This is a genomic window from Paenibacillus sp. RUD330 (assembly GCF_002243345.2).
Taxonomy (GTDB): Bacteria; Bacillota; Bacilli; order Paenibacillales; family Paenibacillaceae; genus Paenibacillus_O.
Genome location: NZ_CP022655.2, coordinates 1,959,963 through 1,982,133, shown reverse-complemented (window position 1 = coordinate 1,982,133; position 22,171 = coordinate 1,959,963). Strand labels below are relative to the sequence as shown.

At 55.6% G+C, this 22,171-nt stretch carries 19 protein-coding genes and 1 tRNA gene; 7 read left to right on the top strand and 13 right to left on the bottom strand.

What is annotated here, in order from left to right:
- Window positions 1–47: 47 nt before the first annotated feature.
- The 8 genes from CIC07_RS08840 to CIC07_RS08805 all read right to left on the bottom strand — a co-directional run bounded on the left by CIC07_RS08840 (window position 48) and on the right by CIC07_RS08805 (window position 11,851).
- The gene (locus CIC07_RS08840) at window positions 48–947 is read right to left on the bottom strand and encodes a carbohydrate ABC transporter permease (RefSeq protein ID WP_076358251.1); all 900 of its coding nucleotides are present in this window, start codon (window positions 945–947) and stop codon (window positions 48–50) included.
- Window positions 944–3,529: a DUF5696 domain-containing protein gene (locus CIC07_RS08835; RefSeq protein WP_076358252.1), complete on the bottom strand. Its 2,586-nt coding sequence runs from the start codon at window positions 3,527–3,529 to the stop codon at window positions 944–946. Before CIC07_RS08835 ends, CIC07_RS08840 begins: the two co-directional genes overlap by 4 nt.
- 14 nt (window positions 3,530–3,543) lie before the next feature.
- The gene (locus CIC07_RS08830) at window positions 3,544–4,164 is read right to left on the bottom strand and encodes a Yip1 family protein (protein WP_076358253.1); all 621 of its coding nucleotides are present in this window, start codon (window positions 4,162–4,164) and stop codon (window positions 3,544–3,546) included.
- Window positions 4,145–5,602 (bottom strand): NHL repeat-containing protein, encoded by a 1,458-nt coding sequence (locus tag CIC07_RS08825; protein ID WP_076358254.1) that lies wholly within the window; start codon window positions 5,600–5,602, stop codon window positions 4,145–4,147. Before CIC07_RS08825 ends, CIC07_RS08830 begins: the two co-directional genes overlap by 20 nt.
- Window positions 5,603–5,615: 13 nt before the next feature.
- A complete protein-coding gene (locus CIC07_RS08820) occupies window positions 5,616–6,479 on the bottom strand; it encodes a carbohydrate ABC transporter permease (RefSeq protein ID WP_076358255.1) in 864 nt (287 codons plus the stop codon).
- A gap of 1 nt (window position 6,480) precedes the next feature.
- Window positions 6,481–7,446 carry a carbohydrate ABC transporter permease gene (locus tag CIC07_RS08815; protein WP_076358256.1) on the bottom strand — a complete coding sequence of 322 codons (966 nt, stop codon included), beginning with the start codon at window positions 7,444–7,446 and terminating at the stop codon, window positions 6,481–6,483.
- A gap of 21 nt (window positions 7,447–7,467) precedes the next feature.
- The gene (locus tag CIC07_RS08810) at window positions 7,468–10,386 is read right to left on the bottom strand and encodes an extracellular solute-binding protein (RefSeq protein ID WP_083688376.1); all 2,919 of its coding nucleotides are present in this window, start codon (window positions 10,384–10,386) and stop codon (window positions 7,468–7,470) included.
- Window positions 10,387–10,480: 94 nt separating this feature from the next.
- Window positions 10,481–11,851, bottom strand: a complete 1,371-nt coding sequence (locus CIC07_RS08805; protein WP_076358258.1) for an ABC transporter substrate-binding protein — start codon at window positions 11,849–11,851, stop codon at window positions 10,481–10,483.
- A gap of 429 nt (window positions 11,852–12,280) precedes the next feature.
- Between CIC07_RS08805 and CIC07_RS08800 the strand changes: the two genes are divergently transcribed.
- The 4 genes from CIC07_RS08800 to CIC07_RS08785 all read left to right on the top strand — a co-directional run bounded on the left by CIC07_RS08800 (window position 12,281) and on the right by CIC07_RS08785 (window position 15,351).
- Window positions 12,281–13,321 (top strand): LacI family DNA-binding transcriptional regulator, encoded by a 1,041-nt coding sequence (locus CIC07_RS08800; protein ID WP_076358259.1) that lies wholly within the window; start codon window positions 12,281–12,283, stop codon window positions 13,319–13,321.
- A 480-nt stretch (window positions 13,322–13,801) separates the two neighbouring features.
- Window positions 13,802–14,425 (top strand): TetR/AcrR family transcriptional regulator, encoded by a 624-nt coding sequence (locus CIC07_RS08795; protein WP_076358260.1) that lies wholly within the window; start codon window positions 13,802–13,804, stop codon window positions 14,423–14,425.
- Window positions 14,425–14,763, top strand: a complete 339-nt coding sequence (locus tag CIC07_RS08790; protein WP_076358521.1) for a DUF1801 domain-containing protein — start codon at window positions 14,425–14,427, stop codon at window positions 14,761–14,763. Before CIC07_RS08795 ends, CIC07_RS08790 begins: the two co-directional genes overlap by 1 nt.
- A 75-nt stretch (window positions 14,764–14,838) precedes the next feature.
- Window positions 14,839–15,351, top strand: a complete 513-nt coding sequence (locus CIC07_RS08785; protein ID WP_076358261.1) for an SRPBCC family protein — start codon at window positions 14,839–14,841, stop codon at window positions 15,349–15,351.
- A gap of 705 nt (window positions 15,352–16,056) precedes the next feature.
- Here CIC07_RS08785 and CIC07_RS08780 read toward each other — a convergent pair.
- The 4 genes from CIC07_RS08780 to CIC07_RS08765 all read right to left on the bottom strand — a co-directional run bounded on the left by CIC07_RS08780 (window position 16,057) and on the right by CIC07_RS08765 (window position 19,580).
- Complete coding sequence (locus tag CIC07_RS08780; RefSeq protein ID WP_076358262.1) at window positions 16,057–16,452, bottom strand: YhjD family protein; 396 nt, start codon at window positions 16,450–16,452, stop codon at window positions 16,057–16,059.
- A gap of 42 nt (window positions 16,453–16,494) precedes the next feature.
- Window positions 16,495–16,614, bottom strand: coding sequence for a PDDEXK family nuclease (locus tag CIC07_RS25830; protein ID WP_083688470.1), 120 nt, complete (start codon window positions 16,612–16,614; stop codon window positions 16,495–16,497).
- An 812-nt stretch (window positions 16,615–17,426) separates the two neighbouring features.
- Window positions 17,427–19,073, bottom strand: a complete 1,647-nt coding sequence (locus tag CIC07_RS08770; protein WP_083688378.1) for an RNA polymerase sigma factor — start codon at window positions 19,071–19,073, stop codon at window positions 17,427–17,429.
- A gap of 434 nt (window positions 19,074–19,507) precedes the next feature.
- Window positions 19,508–19,580: transfer RNA gene (locus tag CIC07_RS08765), tRNA-Ala, on the bottom strand.
- A gap of 249 nt (window positions 19,581–19,829) precedes the next feature.
- On the opposite strand from CIC07_RS08765, the gene CIC07_RS08760 reads away from it, so the two are divergent.
- Together CIC07_RS08760 and CIC07_RS08755 are read left to right on the top strand one after the other, a co-directional pair.
- A complete protein-coding gene (locus tag CIC07_RS08760) occupies window positions 19,830–20,222 on the top strand; it encodes a MarR family winged helix-turn-helix transcriptional regulator (RefSeq protein WP_234993015.1) in 393 nt (130 codons plus the stop codon).
- Window positions 20,223–20,247: 25 nt separating this feature from the next.
- A complete protein-coding gene (locus CIC07_RS08755; protein ID WP_076358265.1) occupies window positions 20,248–21,000 on the top strand; it encodes an SDR family NAD(P)-dependent oxidoreductase in 753 nt (250 codons plus the stop codon).
- 270 nt (window positions 21,001–21,270) lie between these two features.
- Here the strand turns inward: CIC07_RS08755 and nrdR are convergent, their stop codons facing one another.
- Window positions 21,271–21,738: a transcriptional regulator NrdR gene (gene nrdR, locus CIC07_RS08750; RefSeq protein ID WP_048745439.1), complete on the bottom strand. Its 468-nt coding sequence runs from the start codon at window positions 21,736–21,738 to the stop codon at window positions 21,271–21,273.
- Between the two features lie 163 nt (window positions 21,739–21,901).
- On the opposite strand from nrdR, the gene CIC07_RS08745 reads away from it, so the two are divergent.
- A complete protein-coding gene (locus tag CIC07_RS08745; protein ID WP_021877750.1) occupies window positions 21,902–22,123 on the top strand; it encodes an alpha/beta-type small acid-soluble spore protein in 222 nt (73 codons plus the stop codon).
- Window positions 22,124–22,171 lie beyond the last annotated feature (48 nt).

Below are 22,171 nucleotides of genomic sequence, written 5' to 3'. Positions count from 1 at the left end.
CGAACGGGCCGGATCGGCTGCCATGCCCTGCACCCCCTGTGAATTCATTAATGGTAGTGAATGCGGCGCGACAGCACCCATCCGATGACGATCAGCAGGACGCCCACGACAAGCGTGTACAGCCAGGCCATGGACGAGCTGAGGCCGAAGTTCTGCGTCTTGAAGGCCGTCTCGTAGATGATTTTGGTTACGGGGCTGCCGGCAAAGGAATCAATGACCGTATAGATCACATTCGTCAGAATCAGCGGGCTGACCATCGGGAACGTAATCTTCCAGAAGGACTCGTAGGCGGTTGCTCCTTCGATCTTGGCTACCTCATACATGGAGCCCGGCACGGACTGAAGCGCGGCGATGAAGATCAGAATCTGCACGCCGGAGCTGCTGATGATTTCATAGATCCGCAGAATCGCTTCCACGATATAGTCGGTGAACGCGGAAGGAATGCCGACATCCGAAAGCATGCGCACCATGGACAGAATATTGTAGGAAACCCCCGCTCCGCTAGTAGCCTCGATGGCGTTGGCATCTCCCATCAGGTTGATGAGTCCGGCCGACTCCGCTGCGGCCACCGCGCTTGATGCCAGAATGACAGGGAGGAAGAACACCGACCGGGCAAGGGCCCGTCCGCGGAACTTCTGATTCAGCAGCGTCGCCGTGAACAGGCTGAAAAACAGGATCATCGGCACGTTGAGAGCCATCTGGGCGATGGAATCCGCCAGCACCCGGTTGAAGCTCGCATGGACGAACAGCGATTCCTTGAAGTTGGCCCAGCCGATCGGTTCAAGAGCGTATCCTTCCGGCGCAATGCTCAGCTTGCTGAAGCTGAAGCGCAGGGATTGGACCAGCGGCACCGCGAACAGAAGCAGGAAGCCAGCCAGCCAAGGAGAGATGAAGGCAAGGCCAAGCAGCGTCCTGCGCGTGCGAAAAGAGATTCCGATCGTCTTCATCCAGCCGTCCCTCCCGTCGCGTAGCTTTCCGGCTCTATCGTCACGCCGCCTACCGTGGCAGATCGCTTCGTGTAATTGACGGCGACCCATGCTCCGTTCTCATAGCTGACCAGGACGAGCCCTTCCTTGATGATCTCATGACTCTTGATCCTCACCCCTCGCAGTGGACCGAGAACCTTGTCCGCCTCCTTGTACAGCTCGGCCGCATCAGCCAGCCAAGCCTCGTATCCGGTTGAGTATAGCTGCTCGAAATCGGTCAGCTTGAGCGCCGAAGATGGCAGCCAGCTCCACTCGAAGCGCGGAGCCGCTCCGAGCTCGAGGCTTTTCAGGAGCTGCAGCCGCAGATCGGAGTCGCCGGAGCGGTTCATCGGCTCGCCCGCGTAATCGGCGTAGCCATGGAGCACCATTTGATAAAAGGGGATGGCTTCGTCCGTCAGAGTAAAGCCGCTGGAGCCGGACGGAACGCCGACCAGCCGGCTGCTGAATGGAAGCGCATAGGCATTCGGAGACTGGATGAGCAGCTGCGGATAGGCCAGCTTCAGCTTTCCGAGCTGCTCCTTGGCGATAGCCTTGGCCGTCTCGCGGAATACAGGCCGGCTGTCCCTGTAGTCGGCTGCCAGCTCGCCGCCAAGATCCCGCAGCGACAGCGATCCGATGCCGAGCTTGCCGTAATCAGAGCTGAACTCGCCGACATAATAAGGAAGCTTGGCCGGGGACAGCAGGTAATAAGCCGGCTTCGTGCTGTCCATGCGGCTCAGCGCAGGATTGTACGGATACAGCTTCGCCTGCTCTTTGGTCACGAATCTGGCCGCATCGGAGGCCGGGGCGAAACCCCGGTCATTTTTATATGCCGTCTGGAAAGCGACATCCGGGAACAGCATGCCTCCTCCGCCATCCAGCTGTTTCGCCAGCGACCTCAGCCCGGCTGCGCTGCCCGCCTCGGAGTCGATTCTGACCGAAGAAGGCGAATGGTGGTTGACGCCTCCTCCGAACCAGCCGAGATAGCGCATCTGCACGGCCGTGACGCCGTTCTCCCGCAGCAAGCTGTGCATCTCGCCGGCTTGCTTGAAGGTAGTGAGCGCTGTCGTCTCGCGGTAAGGGACGCCGGCCAGCGACGCCCGCTTGTCTACCGTTCCGATGACGTCCAGGAAAAAGGGAAGCGGGCTCTCCCCATCGAGCCGCCTCAGCGCGCCCCGCTCCTCCAGCTGCCGCTGGTATAGTCGGGCCATGCCGGAATAGCTCGCTTCTGCTCCGCCGAGGAAGCTGTAGCGGATCTCGACGTCTCCCCGGTAGCGCTCCTCGGACAGCAGCTGAATCTCCTGCATCTTCTGGCCGGTGTACATCTCCAGCTCATCCTCGCCGCGAAGAGCGAAGCTGCCGAATACATGGTTGTAGCTGCTCTGCCTGCCGCCGATATCGGCGGCAATGCTGGCGATGGCATCGCCCTTCTCGATGACGGCGAACCAGCCCCCGTCTCCGCTCTTCATGCCGAAAACCGGAAGCTTCGCATCCTCGCTCACCTGTCCGCGGGTCCGGCTGTTGTCGTTGCGGTCGGAGCCGTATACCCGCTGGACATATTGCTCCTGAGCGACCTTGCCGTTGTTCAGGTTGATCAGGCTGCCCGAGCCGTCGGGAACGAGCATGTATCCTTCCGCCTTGTCGTCCGCCGCCCCGAAGTAGGACAGCAGATCGAGGCTGCGGAGGCGGAAGGGGCCGCTTTCCTGCAGCTGGCCGAGCGGCACGGTGACGAGCAGGCTGCCGCGGTCGAGCCTGTATTCCACCGGAATCGTGAAGCTCGGCTTGTCGCTGCCCTCCCCATCCCCGATTCCGTTCTCGGCATTGTCCGCCGCCAGGTCGTCGGCGGCATACCCCGCCTTCTCGAAGGCATCGACCATCTTGTCGAGCACGAGCTTTTTGGATATTTGGCCGTCAAGCCTCTCCAGCACTTCAGGGTTCGCTTCGGAAGCATAATAGCGCGCCGATACGTACTTGGCGAGCGCCGGCTCCAGCCTGGAGACGACCTTCTCCTCCAGCCGCTTCCTGGAGATGAGCCTGGGGAGAGCGTTGATGCCGAGGGAAGTGTCTCCGAGCGTGTACTCGATCCGGATGCCGCCCTCGATCGAAGCCGCCTTGAACTGGCCGCCGCTGATGCTGCGGGCGTAGTTGGTGTAGATCTGGTTCGTGCCGACCGAATCGCGGAACTGGACGCTCAGCTGCGAGGCCAGCGATTCCTTCTCGTAGCCGGAGGCCAGGCTGTCCTCCACGCGTCCTGGCGGGTTGCTGTACCAGATTCGGCCGTTGACGTCGCGGACGGCGATCTCCGTCGTCTTCTCGTTGTAGTACAGGGACATGCCGCCGTCCTTGGCGACCAGCCCCATGCCTTCCACAGGGTCCGCATCCCCGTCCAGATACGCCAGCGCCACCGCCTCGGCCGTCGCAGAGGCGGCTGCGCGGGACGGCTCCGCATAAGCGGACAAGTCCGCAGCCGGAACTCCCCGGCTGCCGAGCAGCAGCGCCGATAAGACGATGGCCGCTGCGCATGCGCAGGCAAGCGCCGTGTAGGTTTTTTGCCGTTTGTTCACGGCTGCCGCCTCCTTTACGTGCGATAAGTAAGCTCACGGTACACATTGATGAGAAAGTCGGCCAGCTGCTGCAGCATGCTGAGCACGAGCGCGCCGAGGAAAACGATGATTCCCATGACGATGACCGACAGGGCCATGGTGACGACGGTCTTGACGACCGAATACTGATGGACCGTCATGTTGCCGATGAACAGCAGCAGCAGGAACCAGGCGACGGCGATGGAATTGAACAGGTCGTAGAATGACGTCTCTTCCTGGACCATGAACCGGCTCGCGGCGATCATGGGCAGGTAGATGAGGAAAATCGGAATGAGAGAGTAGCCGCTCGCCAGGACGATCTCCTTGAACTTGCCCTCCCCTTCCATCAGCGTCGTTACGGCCCAGTTGGCGATGCACCACAGGAAGAACGGCGCGACGACGGCAAGGATATCCATCAGGCTGTTCATAGACCTGGGATCGAAATCGTTGACCAGAAAGCCTGCGTACTGCTTCTGAAGCACCATCGTCAGCGCCGTCAGCCCCAGCGCGGAGAAAGCGACGCCAAGCCGCCCTCTATTGTCGGCTTTGAGATCCCAGAAGGCGTCGAACGGATGGAAGATCAGATGCAGCGGAAATTTAATGTAGGTTCGCTTCACGATTCCGTTCCCTCCTTCCCCTCCAGGCTGCCGCGAGCTTCAGACCTGCCAGCAGCGCCGCGGCGGATACGGCTGCCGTAAGGGCGGTGCCGAAATGTTTCTTCATCATTTCCCTGCGGTATCGCTTGTACGCCACGGAATAGCTCTTTTTGTCCGAGCCCAGCTTGAAATAGTCCAGTGCGGCCTTGTTGTTCTTGTCCATCAAATAAGCCTTGCCGATTCCGATGTACGCGAGGTCGAAGTTGGAATTGAGCTGCAGCACCTTGCGCCACAAGCCCAGCGCCTCCGCATCCTCTCCCCGGTAATGAAGAGCCGCGGCTTCATTGATCGCAGCCCCGTAGACTGTCGGCTTGTAGACGACCAGGCTGGCTCTGCCCCGGTCGAGCACGAGGCGGTCGCCTCCCAGCTTCTCGACCGCCACCGGCGTCTTCAGCGTGCCGAGCTGATTGCCCTTGCCGCCGAACACGTACAGCAGATGGCCTTCGTCGTCATAGGTGAAGATTCGGTTCTGGGTGGCATCCAGCGCGCTGTATATGCCGTCGCCGATGAATTTGATGTCGATCATTTTGGAGGGTCCGACGGAGGTCCGATAGATCAGGTCGCCTCTTACGTCGTTGTAGCCGAAGCGCTTCAGCACATCCTCGCCGGACGGATTCAACCGCTTGATCGGAACCGTAGAGTTCGGATCGATATTGGTCGCATACAGGAAGCCCTTGTAATCGGCATCCGCATTCGAGAACTCGGTCGGCACGAACAGCACGCCCTGAGCCCGCTGGGCATCCGTGGAGAACAGCCGCCAGATATACTCGCGGTAGTCCCTCCTGACCTTGTTCGTACCGATATATCCGATGAAGCGGCCCTGCTCGTCGAACTGCATCAAGCCCTCGAATACACCTTGGGCGACCGCATAGATGCGGCCCGCACGGTCGGCAGTCACCTTGAGCGGGAGGAACTGGAAGCCTGAGGCCAGAATATCCGACTGCGGATGGTCGACGACCCGCTGCAAGCGCCCCTCTGCGTTCAGGACGACGATCCGCTTGCCCGCCGTATCCGCTACATAGAGGAGTCCTTCCTCGTCGGCATAGATTCCGGACGGCCCCTGGAACCCATCTTCTGTCCCGTTGTTGTCAAAACTCTCCAGCACACGCTTGAGCCGGTACTCCTGATCCAGCACGACTATGCGCTTGTTGCCGCTGTCCAGGATGAATACCTCACCGGCCGGAGAGACGGCGACATCGGACGGCTCTGCGAAGCTGCCGATGCCCAGATCGTCGCCTGTGACAGCCTTATCCGGCATGTAAGCGTCCGGCGCGGGCACCGCATCGCCCCAATAATTGTACAGATAGCTCTCATACGGGGCGCCTGCGGCGGCGGGCAGCGCTCCGCCCAGCAGCAGCGAGGCGCCAAGGAGCAGAAGCAAGCTTTTTTTGACGGCCATGTCTTCTCTCCCCCTAATCCTTCATGCCCGAGCTCGCCATCGTCTCGATGATGCGGCTCTGCGAAAATACGAACAGCGTGATCGGCACGCTCATCAGAAGGAGAGCGACGGCGGCTCCGGCTCCGGCGCGTGCGATGCCGCCCTGGACGATCTGCCCGGCGGCGTAATGCAGCGTCTTGAGCTGCTCGCTGTAGATGTAGCCGTTGCCGTCGCTGCCCCACAGCATCTGGAAGAGCAGGATGATCAGCGTCAGCCAGGCCGGCTTGACGTTGGGCATGACGATGGTCCACCAGATGCGGTACTCGCTGGCTCCGTCGATCTTCGCCGCCTCCAGCAGCGCGTCGGGAATCTGCTCCATGAACTGCTTCATGAGATAGAGTCCCAGCGAGTAGGCGAAGGCGGGAATGATGACCGCCCAGTAGGTATCGATCCATCCGAGCCAGGACAGGATCATATAATTCGGAATCGCCGTCACGGCAGGCGTGAACATGAGCGACAGGACGACGATCTGGAACAGGAAGCCCTTGCCCGGAAAGACATGCTTCGCCAGCGGATAGGCTGCCGCCGAGGCGAGCAGCACATGGCCGACGATGCCGAGGCCGGTAATGAAGATCGTATTGAATGCATACCGGGTGAACGGCACCCAGGTATTGCCGAGCAGATTCATCAGATCGGTGAAATTGCTGAACGTTGGATTTTTGACGAACAGGGTAGGCGGAAACGTAAAGATTTCATCCAGCGGCTTGAACGCGTTATTGACGGCATAGATGAGGGGCAGCACCATGAACGCTCCGAACACCAGCAGCAGGAGGAAGAGCGAAACGCTGCCGGAGAGCGACCGATTGACGCGCTTGCGCGGCGCAAGGATGGCAGCCATGTTATTCCCCTACCCTTCTAAGCAGTTTTTGGACGAGCAGATTCGTGCCGACCATCAGGAGGAAAAGCACGGTCGCGATCGCCGAAGCATATCCCATCTCGAACCGGTTCGTGCCGAAGTCGATCAGATGCGTGACGACGGTCTCCGCGGCGTAATTCACGCTCGGGAAGCCGGCCAGGGCGATCGAGACGTCGGCCACCGCAAACGAGGCTGTCAGCTGGATGACCGCTCCGAACATCAGCTGAGGCCGCATCGAAGGCAGCGTGATATACCAGAGCTCCTGCCAGCGGTTGCGGATGCCGTCGACGGCGCCGGCCTCATACAGCGTGCGGTCTACCGTCTGCAGGCCGGCGATGAAGGCCAGGAAGCCGGTGCCGAGGCTGAGCCACAGCTGGACGAGAATGATGATGGGCATGACGTAGGCTTCCGTCTTGAGCCACAGGATCGGCTCCAGAATGACGCCGAGCTTGATCAGCAGCCCGTTCGCGATGCCGTAGCGGTCTCCGGAGAAGATCATCAGCCAGATGAAATACACGTTGCCCGATATGGACGGAGCGTAGAAGACGAGCGTCATGAACGCTCTCAGCTTGGGCGGAAGCTCGTTGATGATCCATGCGAAGACGAAGCAGGCGATATAGCTGATCGGCCCGGTGATGATCGCGAACAGGATCGTATTCTTGATGGCGATCAGAAAAACGTCGTCCTCCAGGAACAGACGGACATAGTTCTGCCAGCCGATGAATTTCGGGAATTCCAGCATGTTGAAATAAGTGAAGCTGAGCAGAATCGAGATGACGACAGGCACGACGGTGAACAGGAAGAACAGCGCCATATAAGGCGCCATGAGAAAATAGCTGTGCCGTGAGGCCTTGATTTGCTGCCACAGCAGGCTTAGCCGAGCCGCAAGCCGGGACCGGGCCGGGGCTTGGGCGGCAGTCTGTTCGTTTTGAACCGATGGTTGCGGCATGGTCAGTCCTCCCCCCAAGCTTTACGGCAGTCCGAATTCCTTGCGCTTGGTGCGAATTTCATCTTGAATGTATTCCGTGTAGTCCATCATGGACTCTCTGGCCTCCACGCCTCCGACGACGGTCTGATAGAAGGCGTTGAACAAATGCCTTCCGGTAAAGTAGCCTCCCGGCACCTCGGGCACGCCCTTGACCTCCGCGAACTGCTCTTTGAGGCTGGCATAGTCCTGAGCCGGCCAAGGAAGGGAATCCAGCGCGGCGATGTTGGCTGTCGGATAGCGTGCGGCCGCCCCCATCAGCCCTTCCATCTCGCGGCCGAATTCAGCCTGGATGCCGGCGCTGGTCCACCACTTCATGAACTGCCAGGCAGCCTCCTTGTCGCGCGCTTCCCGCAGCATCATGACGCCGCTTCCGGAAGCCGGCGTGTCCCTGCGGATGGAGCCGTCCTGCTGCACCGTTCCGGGAATCGGGACGAAGCCCCATTGCCCGCGGATCTCCGGAGCGAAGACGGAGAGCTGGTTGTACATCGTGTAATCCGCAATCCCGATCGGCATCTGGCCGGTCCGGAACCGGTTGGCGAAGTCGTATTCGCGCTCAAGCTTGTAGTCCGTATAGAATTCCGTCCACTGCTTGAAGGTTTCGATCCCTGCGCGCGAATCCAGATCCGACTGCCGCCCCTGATCCCGATAGAAGGAACCGCCGTTTTGCAGCAGCAGAGTGGAGTATTGGGAGTTCGGAGGGATATTGACGCCCTGCATATTCGCCTGGGCGACGACAGGCAGTCCGAATTCCATATGGTTCTTGCTCAGGATGGACAGCAGATCCTGCACATCCTCCCATGTCCGGGGCACCTCGAGCCCGAGCTCCTGCAGGACGTCCTTGCGGTAGAAAAGCATGTTGAACGTCTGTGTCTCGGGCAAGGCGTATACGCCGGACTCATAGCGGTAGGGCACGATGGCGCTGTCGCGGAACTCCTTGGCCGCAGTCCCGAAGTCCGGGAATCCGGTCAGGTCGACCGCGGAACGCCGCATGGCGAAGTTGACGGGAAGGTCGTTGCCGATCTGCATCGCCACATCCGGACCTTCTCCGGAAAGCGTCGCCGGCAGCAGCGTCCCCATGTTCACGAGCTTCAGATTGACGCTGATGCCGCTGCCCGGAGTGAAGCTCTCGTCGATCATCGCCTTCATCGTATTCGCCTGGTCGCGTCCGCTGCCGATCCATACCGTGACCGTGCGGCTCTGCTTGCCGTCGGACACGTTGCCGATGTTGTTGTAGTCCGTGAAGAAAGAGCTCATGAAGGTGCCCGCTTCATGCTTCAGCTGCGCCCAGATGCCCGTTCCCGTGTCCGGAATCTTCATGTCGGGGGAAGCCACGTACAGCGCATCGATCTCCAGCGGCTGCTCCCTCGCCTGCTGCACCCAGGTGCCGAGGCCCCCTGTGTTGGTCTTGTAGGCGTTCAAACGGCGCGGTATCGTATCCGGGCTCGCGATCATCTCGTCCAGCTGCCTGGACATCGTGTTCAGCAGCGCTTCCTGGTCGCTCGATCGGCCGGACAGCTTGCGAAGCTCCGAGGCGATGTCTTTCAGACGCTTGCTCTCCGCTCCGAAAACCTCCAGCAGGTTCGGAATGTGGCGTTCGATCCGGTAATCCCGGAACTCATCCGGCTTCGTCCCCGTAATCATCAGAATCTGACGGTACATCGCATTCAAGCTGTAGAGGCTGTCTTCGACGCTCTGGATCAGCGGCGCGAAATCCCCCAGAACCGCCTGCAGCCGGATGACATGCTTTCCTTGCTCAAGCCGGAACAGAAAGGGCTCCTCTCCACCCATCACATCCAAGCGGTATCCGCTCTTGTAGCGGAACGGCACGGCTTCCATCTCGGCAAAAGGAGCCTTCCCGTCGATCGTGAGCTTGCGGGTGGCATAGATTCCTTTGACGAAATTCTGCTGGCTGTTGAAGGCGATCCGGTACAGTCCCGTTTCCGGCACCTCGGCCACCCATTCGATCCATTCGCCCGGCAGCCGCCAGTTGTAGCCGCCGATCGTGTTCACCCGGATCTTGGAGGCGCTGTAAGGCTTGACCGCGGGACTCGATCTTTCCGTCATCGGGTAGAGCGTCGGGGAAGACTTGGCTGCGGCCGACTCTCCTTCCACTCGCAGCAGAACGCCAGATGGCCGGCCGTCTCCCGCTCCGTAGGCCGCCTTCGCCTCCTCGTAAGAAGGCGGTTTCGGCGCCTGATACAGCTTCAGGGAACGAATCGCCATCGGCTCGCGACCCGATGTGAGCGAGAGCTTGTGGGCTCCTTTTGAAAAGTAGAACCGGTAAGGCTCCTGCTCGTAGCCGTTCGGATCCTCGAGCGGCTGCTCCATCCAGCGCGGCTGCTCCTTCTGCCTGGGACGGAGATCGTTGTCCTGATTGTCCCTCTCCACATCATCCTTCTCGTTGACCCATACCCGGTCGAACTGAAGGTACTGCGCCTCGGCGAAAGGAAGGCTGCCGTCGATCCTCAGCTCTCTTTCGATCGCCGAGCTTTTTCCTTCCGTCGGAAAATAGGCGAGCGCCAGCTGGTACAAGCCCTCCTCGGGAATATCGACCGTCCATTCGACCGTGCCGCTTTCGCCCGTAAGCAGGGAAGCTCCGCTCATCCCTTCCCAATTGTTCTTGATGGCAAAATCGCCGCTTACGGCGGAGGAATACGATGCCGCTTCGATGACAATCTCCCGCTCCGGCTTCGGAGCGTTGGAATGCGGCTCTATGTAGGCTGCATAGCTGCTTGCCTTGCTTGCCGTCGGCCGAGGCCATCCACTCGCCGGGGCTCCGGCAGCCTCGGCTTTGCTTGCCGGCGAGCTCACGGCTCCTGCCGCCAAAGCCAGCAGCAGCGATACGCTCAGCAAAGCGGCTCCCGCCCTGGCCATTCCCTTATGTAGGCTCAATCCAGCCATGCCTCATATCCTCCCCTTGCAGTTCGGTAGCTGACGGCGTGAAGGCAGCGGACGGCTCCCAGGAGGGTCGCCGTTCGCTGCCCTTGCCGGTCCTTTACTTCAGCTTGTCGATGGAAGCCTGGGCCTGGGCTTTGTACTTCTCCGCTGTAGCCGCAACGGAAGCGTTGTTCTTGATGATATCCGACACGAACGCCCCGGTCGGATATTCCGGATAAGCGTCATCGAGCGTGATCTTGCCGGTACCGGCGATATGCTCGCGCATCATCTTGATATCCGCTTCGTCGGTATACAGGCTTTCGAGGTAATCCTGGCCCGGATACTCTTCGATCTGCGGAATGTCGAAGGTCTCTTCGTAGATTTGGTAGACGAGCTTGGGATCCTTGACGCCCTTCGGAATGAATTTGCCGGATTGGGCCGTATTCGCATACGTGATCTCCTTGCTTCCTTGTGGGCCGTTCGGAATCGGCACAAGGCCGACCTCGAATTTGAGGTCCGGCAGCTGCCATTCAGCCGCCGTGAACAGCGCGACATCCCCATCCTTGAATGTATTGCTCTCTTCCCAGTTCGTTTTGTCGCCCGTCTTGACCTTGACGACGTTCTCCACGTTGTAGAGGCGCTTCACGAACTCGGCTGCTTCGATCGTTTTCGGATCGCTCAGGCCCTCCTTGCCGTTCTGGTCGTCCACGACGGAGCCGCCGTTGGCCGCGGTGAAATGCTTGAAGGCATCGTTCGCCCAGCCCGAGAAGCCGAATACGTCGTTCTTGCCGTCATTGTCCGTATCCTTCGTCGCTTTTTTCGCCAGATCGAGGAAAGTGTCCCAGCTCCATTCGCCCTTCGCGTACAGCTCCTGCGGATCCGGCAGCGAAAGCTTCTTGAAGATGTCGCGGTTGTAGTGAAGGCCCAAGCCGATGCTAGTCGGATTGTCGAAGGCGTACTCGCCGCCGGCGATGGCCGGATATTTGGCGATGAGATTGGCTTCCTTGTTGATGTTGCTGTCGGGAGTCGTGAACTCGGAGATCGGCAGCAGCTGGCCTTTCTTGATGGCAGGCAGAGCGGACTTGTACTCCATCTGCATGATATCCGCGAACGGCTCTCCTGCCAGCACGGTTGTCGTGAACTTATCCATGTAATTCTCGAACGGGACGTTGACGAATTCGAACTTGACGTTGTATTTCTTCTCCACCTCGGCGATCTTGTCCAGACGGGCCTTGTCGGAGGCGGTTGTGCCTGCCGGCTTCAGATCCCACCAGGCCGACACCTTGATGATGCGGCCGCCGAGATCGGGCGCCTCGGCAGGAGCTGGACCCGAAGAAGGGCTGGGAGAAGGGGATGCGCTTTCATTTGCCGGCGCTGCCGTAGGAGCTGAAGAGGTTGCAGGGCTTCCGCCGTTGTTGGAGCTGCAGCCTGCTGCCAGCAGCAATCCGCTGAGGGTGAGGACGGACAATGCTTTCCATTTGCTTGTCATCGATAAGACCTCCCGGGAATGGTGATGAATTCGGCGCTCTCGACACATAACATTTTTTAATATTTAATTATTTTTGTTAGGTATCAAGTTATTATCATTGCAAAATGAACGGTACCATAAACTGTATGTAAGCGTCAACAAAAATAATTCTCTCCTTTTTAGAGAAGAGGTTCTCTGTCTGAAACTTTCGAATTGCCTCCTATTCAAGGGACTTTCGGTTCGTTCAGCTTCCTGAAATAAAGTTTAGGCTGAAGTTGAATTTTTGTTATTTGTAACCTAACATATTAGGCAATATGAAATTCACTATCAGCATTAGGACTAACGGATTATTTTCGACATCGGTACAGGGAAGGTTAGTAGAGCTCAGCGGCTTGTTGTATACTGGAGCGAGGTAGAGAAACAGGAAATTTGGAGCTTAAGGATGATTGTATGAAGACTAAAGTCACCATTCAGGAAATAGCCGCTTTCACCGGATTGTCCAAATTCGCCGTATCGCGAGCGCTGTCCGGCAAATCCGGCGTGAGCGAGCAGACGCGGGACTTGATCCTGAGGGCCGCCGGACGGCTCGGATACTTCAAGGACAACCCCGCGGCGGCGCCTGCGGAGCCCTTGTCCAAGGCAGAACTGCCTGTGATCGATGATGGCGCCTTCGGCGGAACCGTCGTCATCCTTTTCCCCAACATCCGTTACCAGAATCCGGAGTCGATCTATTGGGGGCCTTTGTTCAACGGAGTCACCTCCCGGCTCAATGCCCGGGGAATCCATATTCTCACTTTGACGGAGCCATCCGTCGACCAGCTGTTCACCCTGCTCAATCCGCAGGCGATCCGGGGCATCATCACCCTCGGCAGCATTTCGACCTCGATTCTGCTCGAGATCAAACGTCTCCGCATCCCCGTCGTCATGGTCGACCATCTGGATCCCGCCTTCCACTGCGACAGCATCTTTACGGACAACCTCGCCGGCATGCAGGAAATCATGCTGTATTTGCTGCGCAAGGGCTTCCGGAGCTTTCAGTTCGTCGGCGATATCACGGACGCGCACAGCTACTATGAGAGATGGCTAGGCTTTCGCTTTGCGCTGGATGAGCACAAGGTCCCGCATCAACAGATTCCCGAGCTGACCGGCAAGAGCATCGGGAACCAATTTCACGAGACGTTTGTCGGGCATGTGCAGCCGGATAAGCTTCCCGAGGTTTTTGTATGTGCGAACGATTTCTGGGCCAGGATCACCATCGAAGCGCTTGCGGGGATGGGAGTGTCTGTGCCGGAGCAATGCCTTGTGACGGGATTCGACAACACGTACAGCGAGGATCCGATTCTGGCCACCGTCCACGTCAATACGGAGCAGCTCGGCGTCCGCGCCGTCGATCAGATGCTGTGGCGCATCTCCAACCCCGAGAGCTGCCGCGAGCGCAAAATGATCCATGCCGACGTGATCGTCCGCGATGATATCGCTTCGCGCCGTTAGGCAGCTCTTGGTTTGAACGAAAACCGGGGCTTTCCCAAAAAAGCTCCTTTCCTGTGAAATCCGGCAGATTTTATGCCGAAGCCGGAAAACGGGACGAAGCCGAGGATCATTCGGCTTCGTCCCGTTTTCGTTTTTTCCTTACCTATATTCGGTTCAATCATGGGACGACGGAAAGCCGGCAGCCTTTATCATCAGGACCGGTTCGAATCTCGTAGCCGGTTTCAATCGCTTTGCCTTTCAAAAAAATCAACGTTTTCAAAAAAATGGATCCACAACTCTAAAAAGGGGGGAACCAAAGCCAGATGAAAGAATTATTTGCCGGTCGTCCCATGAATGGTCGGCAGCCCGCCAAATATGTTTGCCTCACAATGCTGGGAGCTATGCGAGTCGCAGGCCTCTTGACGGTATGATAAATTTGAAATACATTAATGTCAGTCACCACTGACAGACACTTCTTAATCTACAGAAAGGGAGTTGATCATGCGTCAAATTAAGCAGGGGAGCGCGGAGAAATTGCTAAGGGCTGCAATCGACTTAATATCAGAGAGAGGCTACCACGGCGTCACGACACAGGAAATAGCCTCATCTGCCGAATTAAGCGAAAAGACGCTTTTTCGACATTTCGGAAGCAAACAAAATTTGCTGGAAACCGCTCTTGAGCGTTTTCAGTATGCCGAAGAAATGCGAGTTCTCTTCGACGAGCAGATTGTGTGGGAGTTGGAAATCGACCTACTAGCCATCAGCAAAAAATATCATGCCATCATGAACCGAGACCGAAAGCTGATTATGATCGCCTTAAAAGATGAGGTCCATATCCCTGGCTTTAAAGAACGTCGACTGCAGCATCCCCGCCAACTATTGACGTTTCTGACAGATTACTTCATTGCAATGAGCGAAAAAGGAAAAATAGCTTGCCCGAACCCTATCATGCAAGCATTTACATTCATGATGGCTCAATATGGCGCGTTCATGAACGATTTGGAAGCTGGAACCAATTATTCTGGCATCAGTCTCGATGAGTTCATACAAGAGAACGTGAAAATCTTCGTTAGATCTTTAACTCTTCCTGCTACACAGTGTGAAAAGGAGCTGCAAACGAGATGATGAACGAGGAAGTTTCCGCATTTATCGAGAACCTTAGTCAACCATGGCAAAGCGAGGTCAGCAACCAGCTGCGCCAGATGGTACATCAGGTTATTCCAGAAGCCGAGGAACGCATTCAGTACAAAAAGCCCCACTTTCTGAAACATGGACATTATGCAGCGGTTATTTCACCATCGAAAGATGCCATTGCATTCATGATCATGAATGCTTCCGGCCTTACGTTTCCAAAAGGATTTGAAGGACCGGAAGAGAGAAAATGGATAAAAATCCGTAAAGAGGATACACCCGATTACTCCCTCCTGGCCAATCTGCTGGTTCAGGCTTCAAGCACTCTGTAGCATGGACTGATTGTCGGAACTTTCACATTTATCTTGCAGGGCATAGGTTCCCTGCAAAATACAAGGAGGATTCTCATGAACAACAATAGGAATCAATCGGTTGAGATTGCATTTACACGTGTATTTGATGCCCCTCGCGAACTCGTATTTCAAGCATGGACAGAGCCGGAACATTTCGCGAAATGGTGGGGACCAAAGGGGTTTACCCTCGAAGTCGTCAAAATGGACGCTCGATCAGGTGGCGAGTTTTTAGGTTATCAGACGTCTCCTGACGGACACCACGTCATGTGGGGAAAATTTGCATACCAAGAGGTTGTTGAACCCGAGAAAGTGGCTTTTATCCAATCTTTTTCCGATGAACAAGGCAATACGATCCGAGCGCCTTTCAGCACGAACTGGCCTCTTGAAGCGATGAATATCATCACGCTAGAAGATGACGAAGGGAAAACTGCCTTAACACTGAAAGGCGGCCCTGTGAACGCATCCGCTGAGGAGCAAGAAGCCTACAACGGTATGGCTCCAATGATCCGACAAGGTCTTGAAGGCACTTTCGATCAACTTGCCGATTATCTCGTCTCCCAGAAGTAAAAAGCGCTAAACGCTAATTGGCCATAACCAACGGTATTAAGAATGCAGATGTCCCCAATCAGGTTCCACGATTCTCAGACATACCGCAGCCACTCTTATGCTACAATCCTCTCAGGCGGGGTGAGTCTGAAGCGCTCCATAACCGTTTCGAACTCATTCTGCCCTGTCGCCGGGTTGAGGTAAGCAACCTCGCCGTCAAGGACGATGTGCTCCACGCTGACGGCACGCTGTGCAGCTCGGGGTAACGATCGGTCACTTCGTTTCCATTCCGGGCGAGCAGCCGTACACCGCCTCCCGAGAGCGTCAAGAGCAAATGGTGTCCGTCGATCTTTGGTTCATAGATATAGCGGTCATCGTCCCATGGCTCTTCTCGCTTACTCAGCAGCATTGCCTGCGGTGCTTTCACGGCTGCACCTCCCTTCATAGTCTAATATGCCGATTCTACCGCTCTTCCGATTGGGTGCCTGGAAGCAAATTCAGGCAAAGAAAAAGCGACCTTATTGGGTCGCGGGTACAAGCCTATTTTGCAAAATGCTTATACACGTTAAATAGAAAGTGGGCAATCAATGTGCAAGCAATAATACCTAACCACATGTTTGTCTTGTCAGCAGTATCAGCAGCAGTGTAAATGACTTCATTTAGTTTAGCACTTATTTCCTGAATGCCACTTGCAATGTTATCCATTGAATCCGTTACGGAATTGTCCTACGACTTTCGACCAAAGAAGAACTCGATGTAATCATCAATCAACTGCTCTCGGAGGTACTCCGCCTCTTGATGCGTCAGCTCCAGCTCCCCTGGAAACGAACGGCATGTGTAGCTCATAACGATCATCCCCCGCCGTGGCACCACTTGCCTTACATGGATTCGCTCGTTTGAAAGCCTCCGACGCTCCCGCTGAAGCTCTTCGCTCGTCCTTTGTGCAAATACCTCCAGCGTCATTCGGTAAGCCCGCTGCAGCACTCCCTTGTGCTCCAGAAGCTTTTGCCTGTTGTCCTCAATGACCGGCCGCATCAATTGCAAGGCAATTACACGTTTGATTTCATCTTCTTCGTTTGGCTTAAGCCGCCCTTCATCCGGCCATGGTTTTGCAGTCCGCATATGTATCACCTCATGGGGATAGTATATTACGAACACCCGTTCTTATTCCATGGAAATTTTAAACGGCATGCTTTTGCTCTCCTCACGGTTGATAAAACGGACACGGTTTGACTTAGCTAGATTGCAAGCCTGCTCGGTAAAGTCTGAATTGGTTACGACAATCGCGTCTTGAGCTCGGTAATGAGCTCAGGAGAGCGGAAAAGATGTCCGAGGTAATGTTCAAAAACTGCCGCCCGTCCATTTTATCGATTTCAGCAATGCCTGAACGCTTCAATCGCTCGGCGTGCTAACAAGACTTTGCAGCAAATCTGCTTGAGCTTTCTTCTTGCTTTTTCTTTTTGTCATTTAACCTTCCTCCTCGATTCAGTGTAAAAAAGGTATCGATAGGAAGAAGCTGGGATTTAAGTCTTACGAACTACTTTATCAAGAAAAAAAGTCCTTGCTCTCAATCGCTTACGTTCCCTATAATTCCCATTATACTTAATCCAGTTGAGGGATCTCTTCATAAAAAAGTGTTTTACTAGGAAAATAATGTTGTAGACTTAGAAAATAAAGTATTAGACTAGCGTCCGTTGATTAAGCTAACGGGCAGTTTCGCTGAATAGATCTGGAGAAAAGGAAAGTGAATTATATATATACCTACTGTAAACTAAGTTCTTCCACTTGACTGAGTATGTGGAGCATCCGACCTCTCACGGCTGGGCTGCGGTCGAGAAAGGATAAAAAATTGTCAGATAAATTTGCTAGGTGGTCCTTCGTGTGAGGGGAGAAGAATCCGGCAGATGCGATTGTGATCAAAAACCACCCATGACGCACGTGAGGTCATGGGTGGTTTTTGATCATTTTCATACGTTCAGGAGGGGGCCGTGGTGCAATAGCGATGTTTATAATCACTTCGTTGGACAGAGTATTGCGTGAAAATGGCCGCCACCACCCGGGAACGGCCATTCTTCGTATCCATTTCCGAACCCGACTTACTTGACCGGCCCCATCCAGGTTGTAATCGTCTTCCTCTGGTGCGGCAACGGCGCTTTCAACTTTCCGTTGTCGGTCAAATGCTTCAAAATATAAGCGACCAACCGGCCGCCGCCGGTATTGCCTCTCACCATGTAGGCAATCTGCGGCTCCAAATGCTTCGGCTGATTTTGCAAGAACAGCTTGAGCATTTTATCGTAGAGCTTACCGACAGCGGGCGCATACAAGTCGGACAAATCCGGCATTGCCTTGTTCAGCCGACCCATCGTTTGTGGAGAGTCGATCCAAACCGCATTGAACTTGTACCCCTCCTCCGTCTTGCGGATGTACCCCTTCTCCAGCAGAAACGAATATAACTCGCGGTTTTCTTCGTTGTCGGGCAGTTCGCCTTGCCGGAACGCATGGCAAACCTCGACATCCCGGTATTCCAGGTGACGCCAATCCTGGCGGTCGCTCCAGTACGTATTGAATTGCCACAAGTATAAGGGGCTGTCTTCGACGTAGCGGAGCATCGGACCTAAGGTGACGTAACGATTCAGATCAAACCCCGGATCGGCATTGCGGCTCCGGTTCAACGCTGCATAGGCGATATACTGCCCCCCGTCCTTTCGCATCGGCGCGACCGCATCGAAGTTGTCGCCCGCCGGCATGCACGGCCAGGATTGCTCCCCGACGTTCTTGGGCAGCAAGGTCCAGAGCAGAAAGTTATAGTCGCCGTCCGGACTATACACTCCGCTATCTTCGACTTGCCGGCGAACCTCCATCAACGCGTCGAAATGAACATCGGCCACTTCGGCGGCGCAATCTTGATAGAATCGATGACTGGCTCCGGCCAGCTCGATCGTGTCCCAGACAATGGTATTGCTTTGATATTTGCCGGGAGAGGTTTGGACGAGGAAATTGTAATCGGCCAGGTGTCGGACTTCGTCTTCCAGCAAAGACGGCGGCATTCCGAGCTCCTCCGCGATTTCATGGACGGTATGCGCCTTGCGATAAGCCGCGTAAACGATATTTTGCGCCAAGGCGCGTCCAAGAAAATCGTTGGTTTCGCCCAGTCTGCCGGCCAAACCGGAATGGCCCATTTCCCCCATGCTGACGGGATTGACACTTAAAGCTCCTGTTGCGCGCATACGGTTCATTCCTTTCCTTAACTCCTTTTTGGCCTCGCTCAGATGCCACTTCACCGTATTGGCAGGAATGTTCAGAGCATTCGCGATATCGACGATTTTAAGCTCGTCGTAGTAATACATGACTACGATTCGGCGATGAATGTCGGACAGAAACGCGACTTCCCGGCGCAGTCCGCGATAAGCTTCGGTTTCCAGCAGCCGGTCAAGCGGATCCCAGGAAGGGTCGGCCGGCAGTTCGGACATGCCGTTGATTTCAATTGCTTGGGGAGCGAGCGCACGCTTTTTCAACCAATTCACCCAAGTGTATCGGGCAACCGTCCAAACATAAGCGTCCAGGCTCCGAATGTCCGGCTTCCCTGAGAAGGATTTCAACAACTGCAGCATAATCTCCTGAGCCAGATCCTCCGCCTCCGCCCGCTGCTTAACCCGGTTCAACGCAAAACCGAAAATCGGTTTGACATAGCTCCGAATCGCTTCGGCCGCTTCTTTTCCGTTCCACCCGATCGAATCCATCATTCGCCTCCGCAATTGCCTCTGTAATTCCTGATAATCAAATAGTGTGCCTAGCGGAAAAAAGGTTGGGATATTTCCAAAAAAAAATTGGACGTCCTACCGGTTCGCTCATACTTGTAAACGAATGGTTTAAGAGACGTTATGAATTTGTTGAGTATAATGGAACAAGAATTAAACAAGCCGAAGATTAAGAATCTCACATTGGACCTGCACAGCCACCTTCTCCCGAAAATGCAGAAAGAGATGGCGGACAAATTTGTTGCCATGCTTTTCGGCACCAGTTCATATGTAAGTTGTTGTCCATTACGGCACTAAAAAACTAATGGTACTAAAACGGCACCAAATTCGTTTCTGAGCAAAAAGAAAAGGGCCTCTGCCAAGGCCCTAAAAAGCAGAAAACCCTTGATATACAAGGGTTTTCTGCATGAATGCTATTATGGAGCCTAGGGGGATCGAACCCCTGACCTCATCGCTGCCAGCGATGCGCTCTCCCAGCTGAGCTAAGGCCCCGTATGATCGGTCTCGACTATGTATTTGTTCTTCATTCTCTCAAACAAATCAGCACCGCGACAAGAAAGATCATACCATGGGCATATTATTAGTGTCAACTGTTAATTTAAAAAAGTTGACCATGGCTTTCAAACGGGTTTATACTGAAATAGTTAAAAGGTATTAACTATTAAATGATTTCAACCAATATGTCCGAGGTGATGCCGGCTGGAACAGCAGGATCGACTCTCCCAACTGATCAGTCTTCATATGCAGACGATTGTCGACAGCTACGCCAAGCTGCAGGATGCCAACATGACGGCTCCTCAGTACTCTATCCTGCAGACGCTCGCTCATGAGGGCAGCAAAACCTCTTCCGAGCTTGCAGCCAAGCTAGGCGTGACTCCGTCGGCCGTGACGAATCTGAGCGGCAAGCTCGTCGACAAGGGCTACATCGAGCGCGTCGTCAGCGAAGAAGACCGGCGGCAGGTGAATCTCCGCATCACGGAATCCGGCCATGCGGCCGAGCAAAGGCTTGTAGCCCGGTTCATGCAGCTGACCGAGGGGCTTTGGACCGAGTTTTCATCCGAGGAATTGGATCTCCTGATCCAGTCGTATGAAAAAATGATCGCCCATCTCCACAAGCGAATCCAAGAAACCTAAACCGAATCCACAGGAGGAAACGAAAATGGACAGACTCAAAGGCAAAGTAGCGATCATTACAGGCGCGGCAGGCGGCATGGGCAAAGCGGACGCCCTTCTGTTCGCCAAGGAAGGCGCGAAGGTCGTCATCACCGATCTCCAGGAAGAAAAAATCCAGGAAGTTGCAAAGGAAATCGAAGCCCTCGGCGGAGAAGCGCTTGGCCTCAAGCATAATGTTGCCTCCGAAGAGGACTGGGTATCCGTCGTCGACGCCGCGATCGCCAAGTTCGGCCAGATCAATGTCCTCGTCAACAATGCCGGCATCTCCGACGCCGTTCCATTCATGGATCAGACCGTTGATCGCTGGGAGCGCACGATGAAGGTCAACGTCACGAGCATCTTCCTTGGCCAGAAATACGTGATTCCTCATATGATCGAAGCCGGAGGCGGCTCCATCGTGAACATCTCCTCCATCGCCGGCCTTACGGGCGGCAGCGGCGCAGGTCCCTACACCGCGAGCAAAGGCGCCGTACGCATGCTCACGAAGGCGACAGCGGTCGATTACGCCAAGCACAACATCCGCGCGAACTCCATCCACCCGGGCTACATCGAAACGCCGATGACCGTCGATCTGATGAAGGACGAGCAGATGGTGCAATGGTTCCTGATGCAGACTCCGCTGCCCCGTCTCGGCAAGCCGGAAGACATCGCGCAAGGCGTCCTGTTCCTTGCTTCCGACGAATCCTCGTACATCACCGGCGTCGAGCTGCCGATCGACGGCGGCTACTACGCAAAATAAGATCGCCATGAAAAAAGCATCCTTCGAGGGTGCTTTTTTTGCTGCTGCCGAGCAGACTGGAACCGCAATTCCAGCGTTGCAGATGAGGATGCTGAAATTCTGCGCGTGGTAACTCGCGAGGTGCAGACTGACTGCGGCTTGCCGTGTTCAATGGTTGAATGGATGAATCGCGGAGACGAACCTGAGCATGATCCAGAATCCCCTTCCATTGACCCATGTAAAAAAAGACCTTCGCTTTTTTCAGCGAAGGTCTTTCCATTTTGCTGCAAATCAAGCGTCCGCCGGGTTTTTGGACAGCAGGCTGGACAGCTCCTTCATGAACATGTCGATGTCCTTGAACTGCCGGTACACCGATGCGAAGCGCACATAAGCGACCTCGTCGACCGGATACAGCTGCTGCATGAGGATCTCGCCGATATCGCGGCTCTCGACTTCCGCCTGCGCGGTCGTGCGGATCTCCTTCTCGACCTCGGAGACGATCTCCTCCAGCCTCTCGGCAGGAACGGGACGCTTCTCGCAGGCGCGGATAAGCCCGCGCAGAATCTTGTCCCGGCTGAACTCCTCCCGGCTTCCATCCTTCTTGATGACGATCAGAGGGGTCTCCTCGATCATCTCGAAGGTCGTGAACCTGCGGCTGCAGCGCTCGCATTCGCGCCTTCTGCGGATGGACTTGTCCCCGTTGGCGGGACGGGAATCCAGCACCTTCGTTCCGGAATGCTCGCAATATGGGCATTTCATGGGGATTCCCTCCCTTGATTCGGTTGATGGCATTTATTTTTCGTCTGAAATCCGCATGGCTGCGGGATTTGTGGACTGTCGGACAAATTATTGCCGAGCTCGCCGTATGATCCGGCTAATTCCGCACATAATACTTTTACCAACAGCGAGGAGGTGAACAACAATGGCTAACAACAACAGCGGCAGCAACCAACTGGTCGTGCCAAACGCAAGCGCGGCGCTGGATCAAATGAAATTCGAAGTTGCTCAAGAACTGGGTATCGCCATCCCGCAGGACGGCTACTACGGCAACTTCACGACGTATGACGCAGGTTCCCTTGGCGGTTACATCACGAAACGCCTGGTAACGATCGGCGAGCAATCCCTGGCAGGTCAATACAAATAATTTGGCCTGATATCGGAAAGCCCGGCAACGTCTCCCCGAAACGGGAGG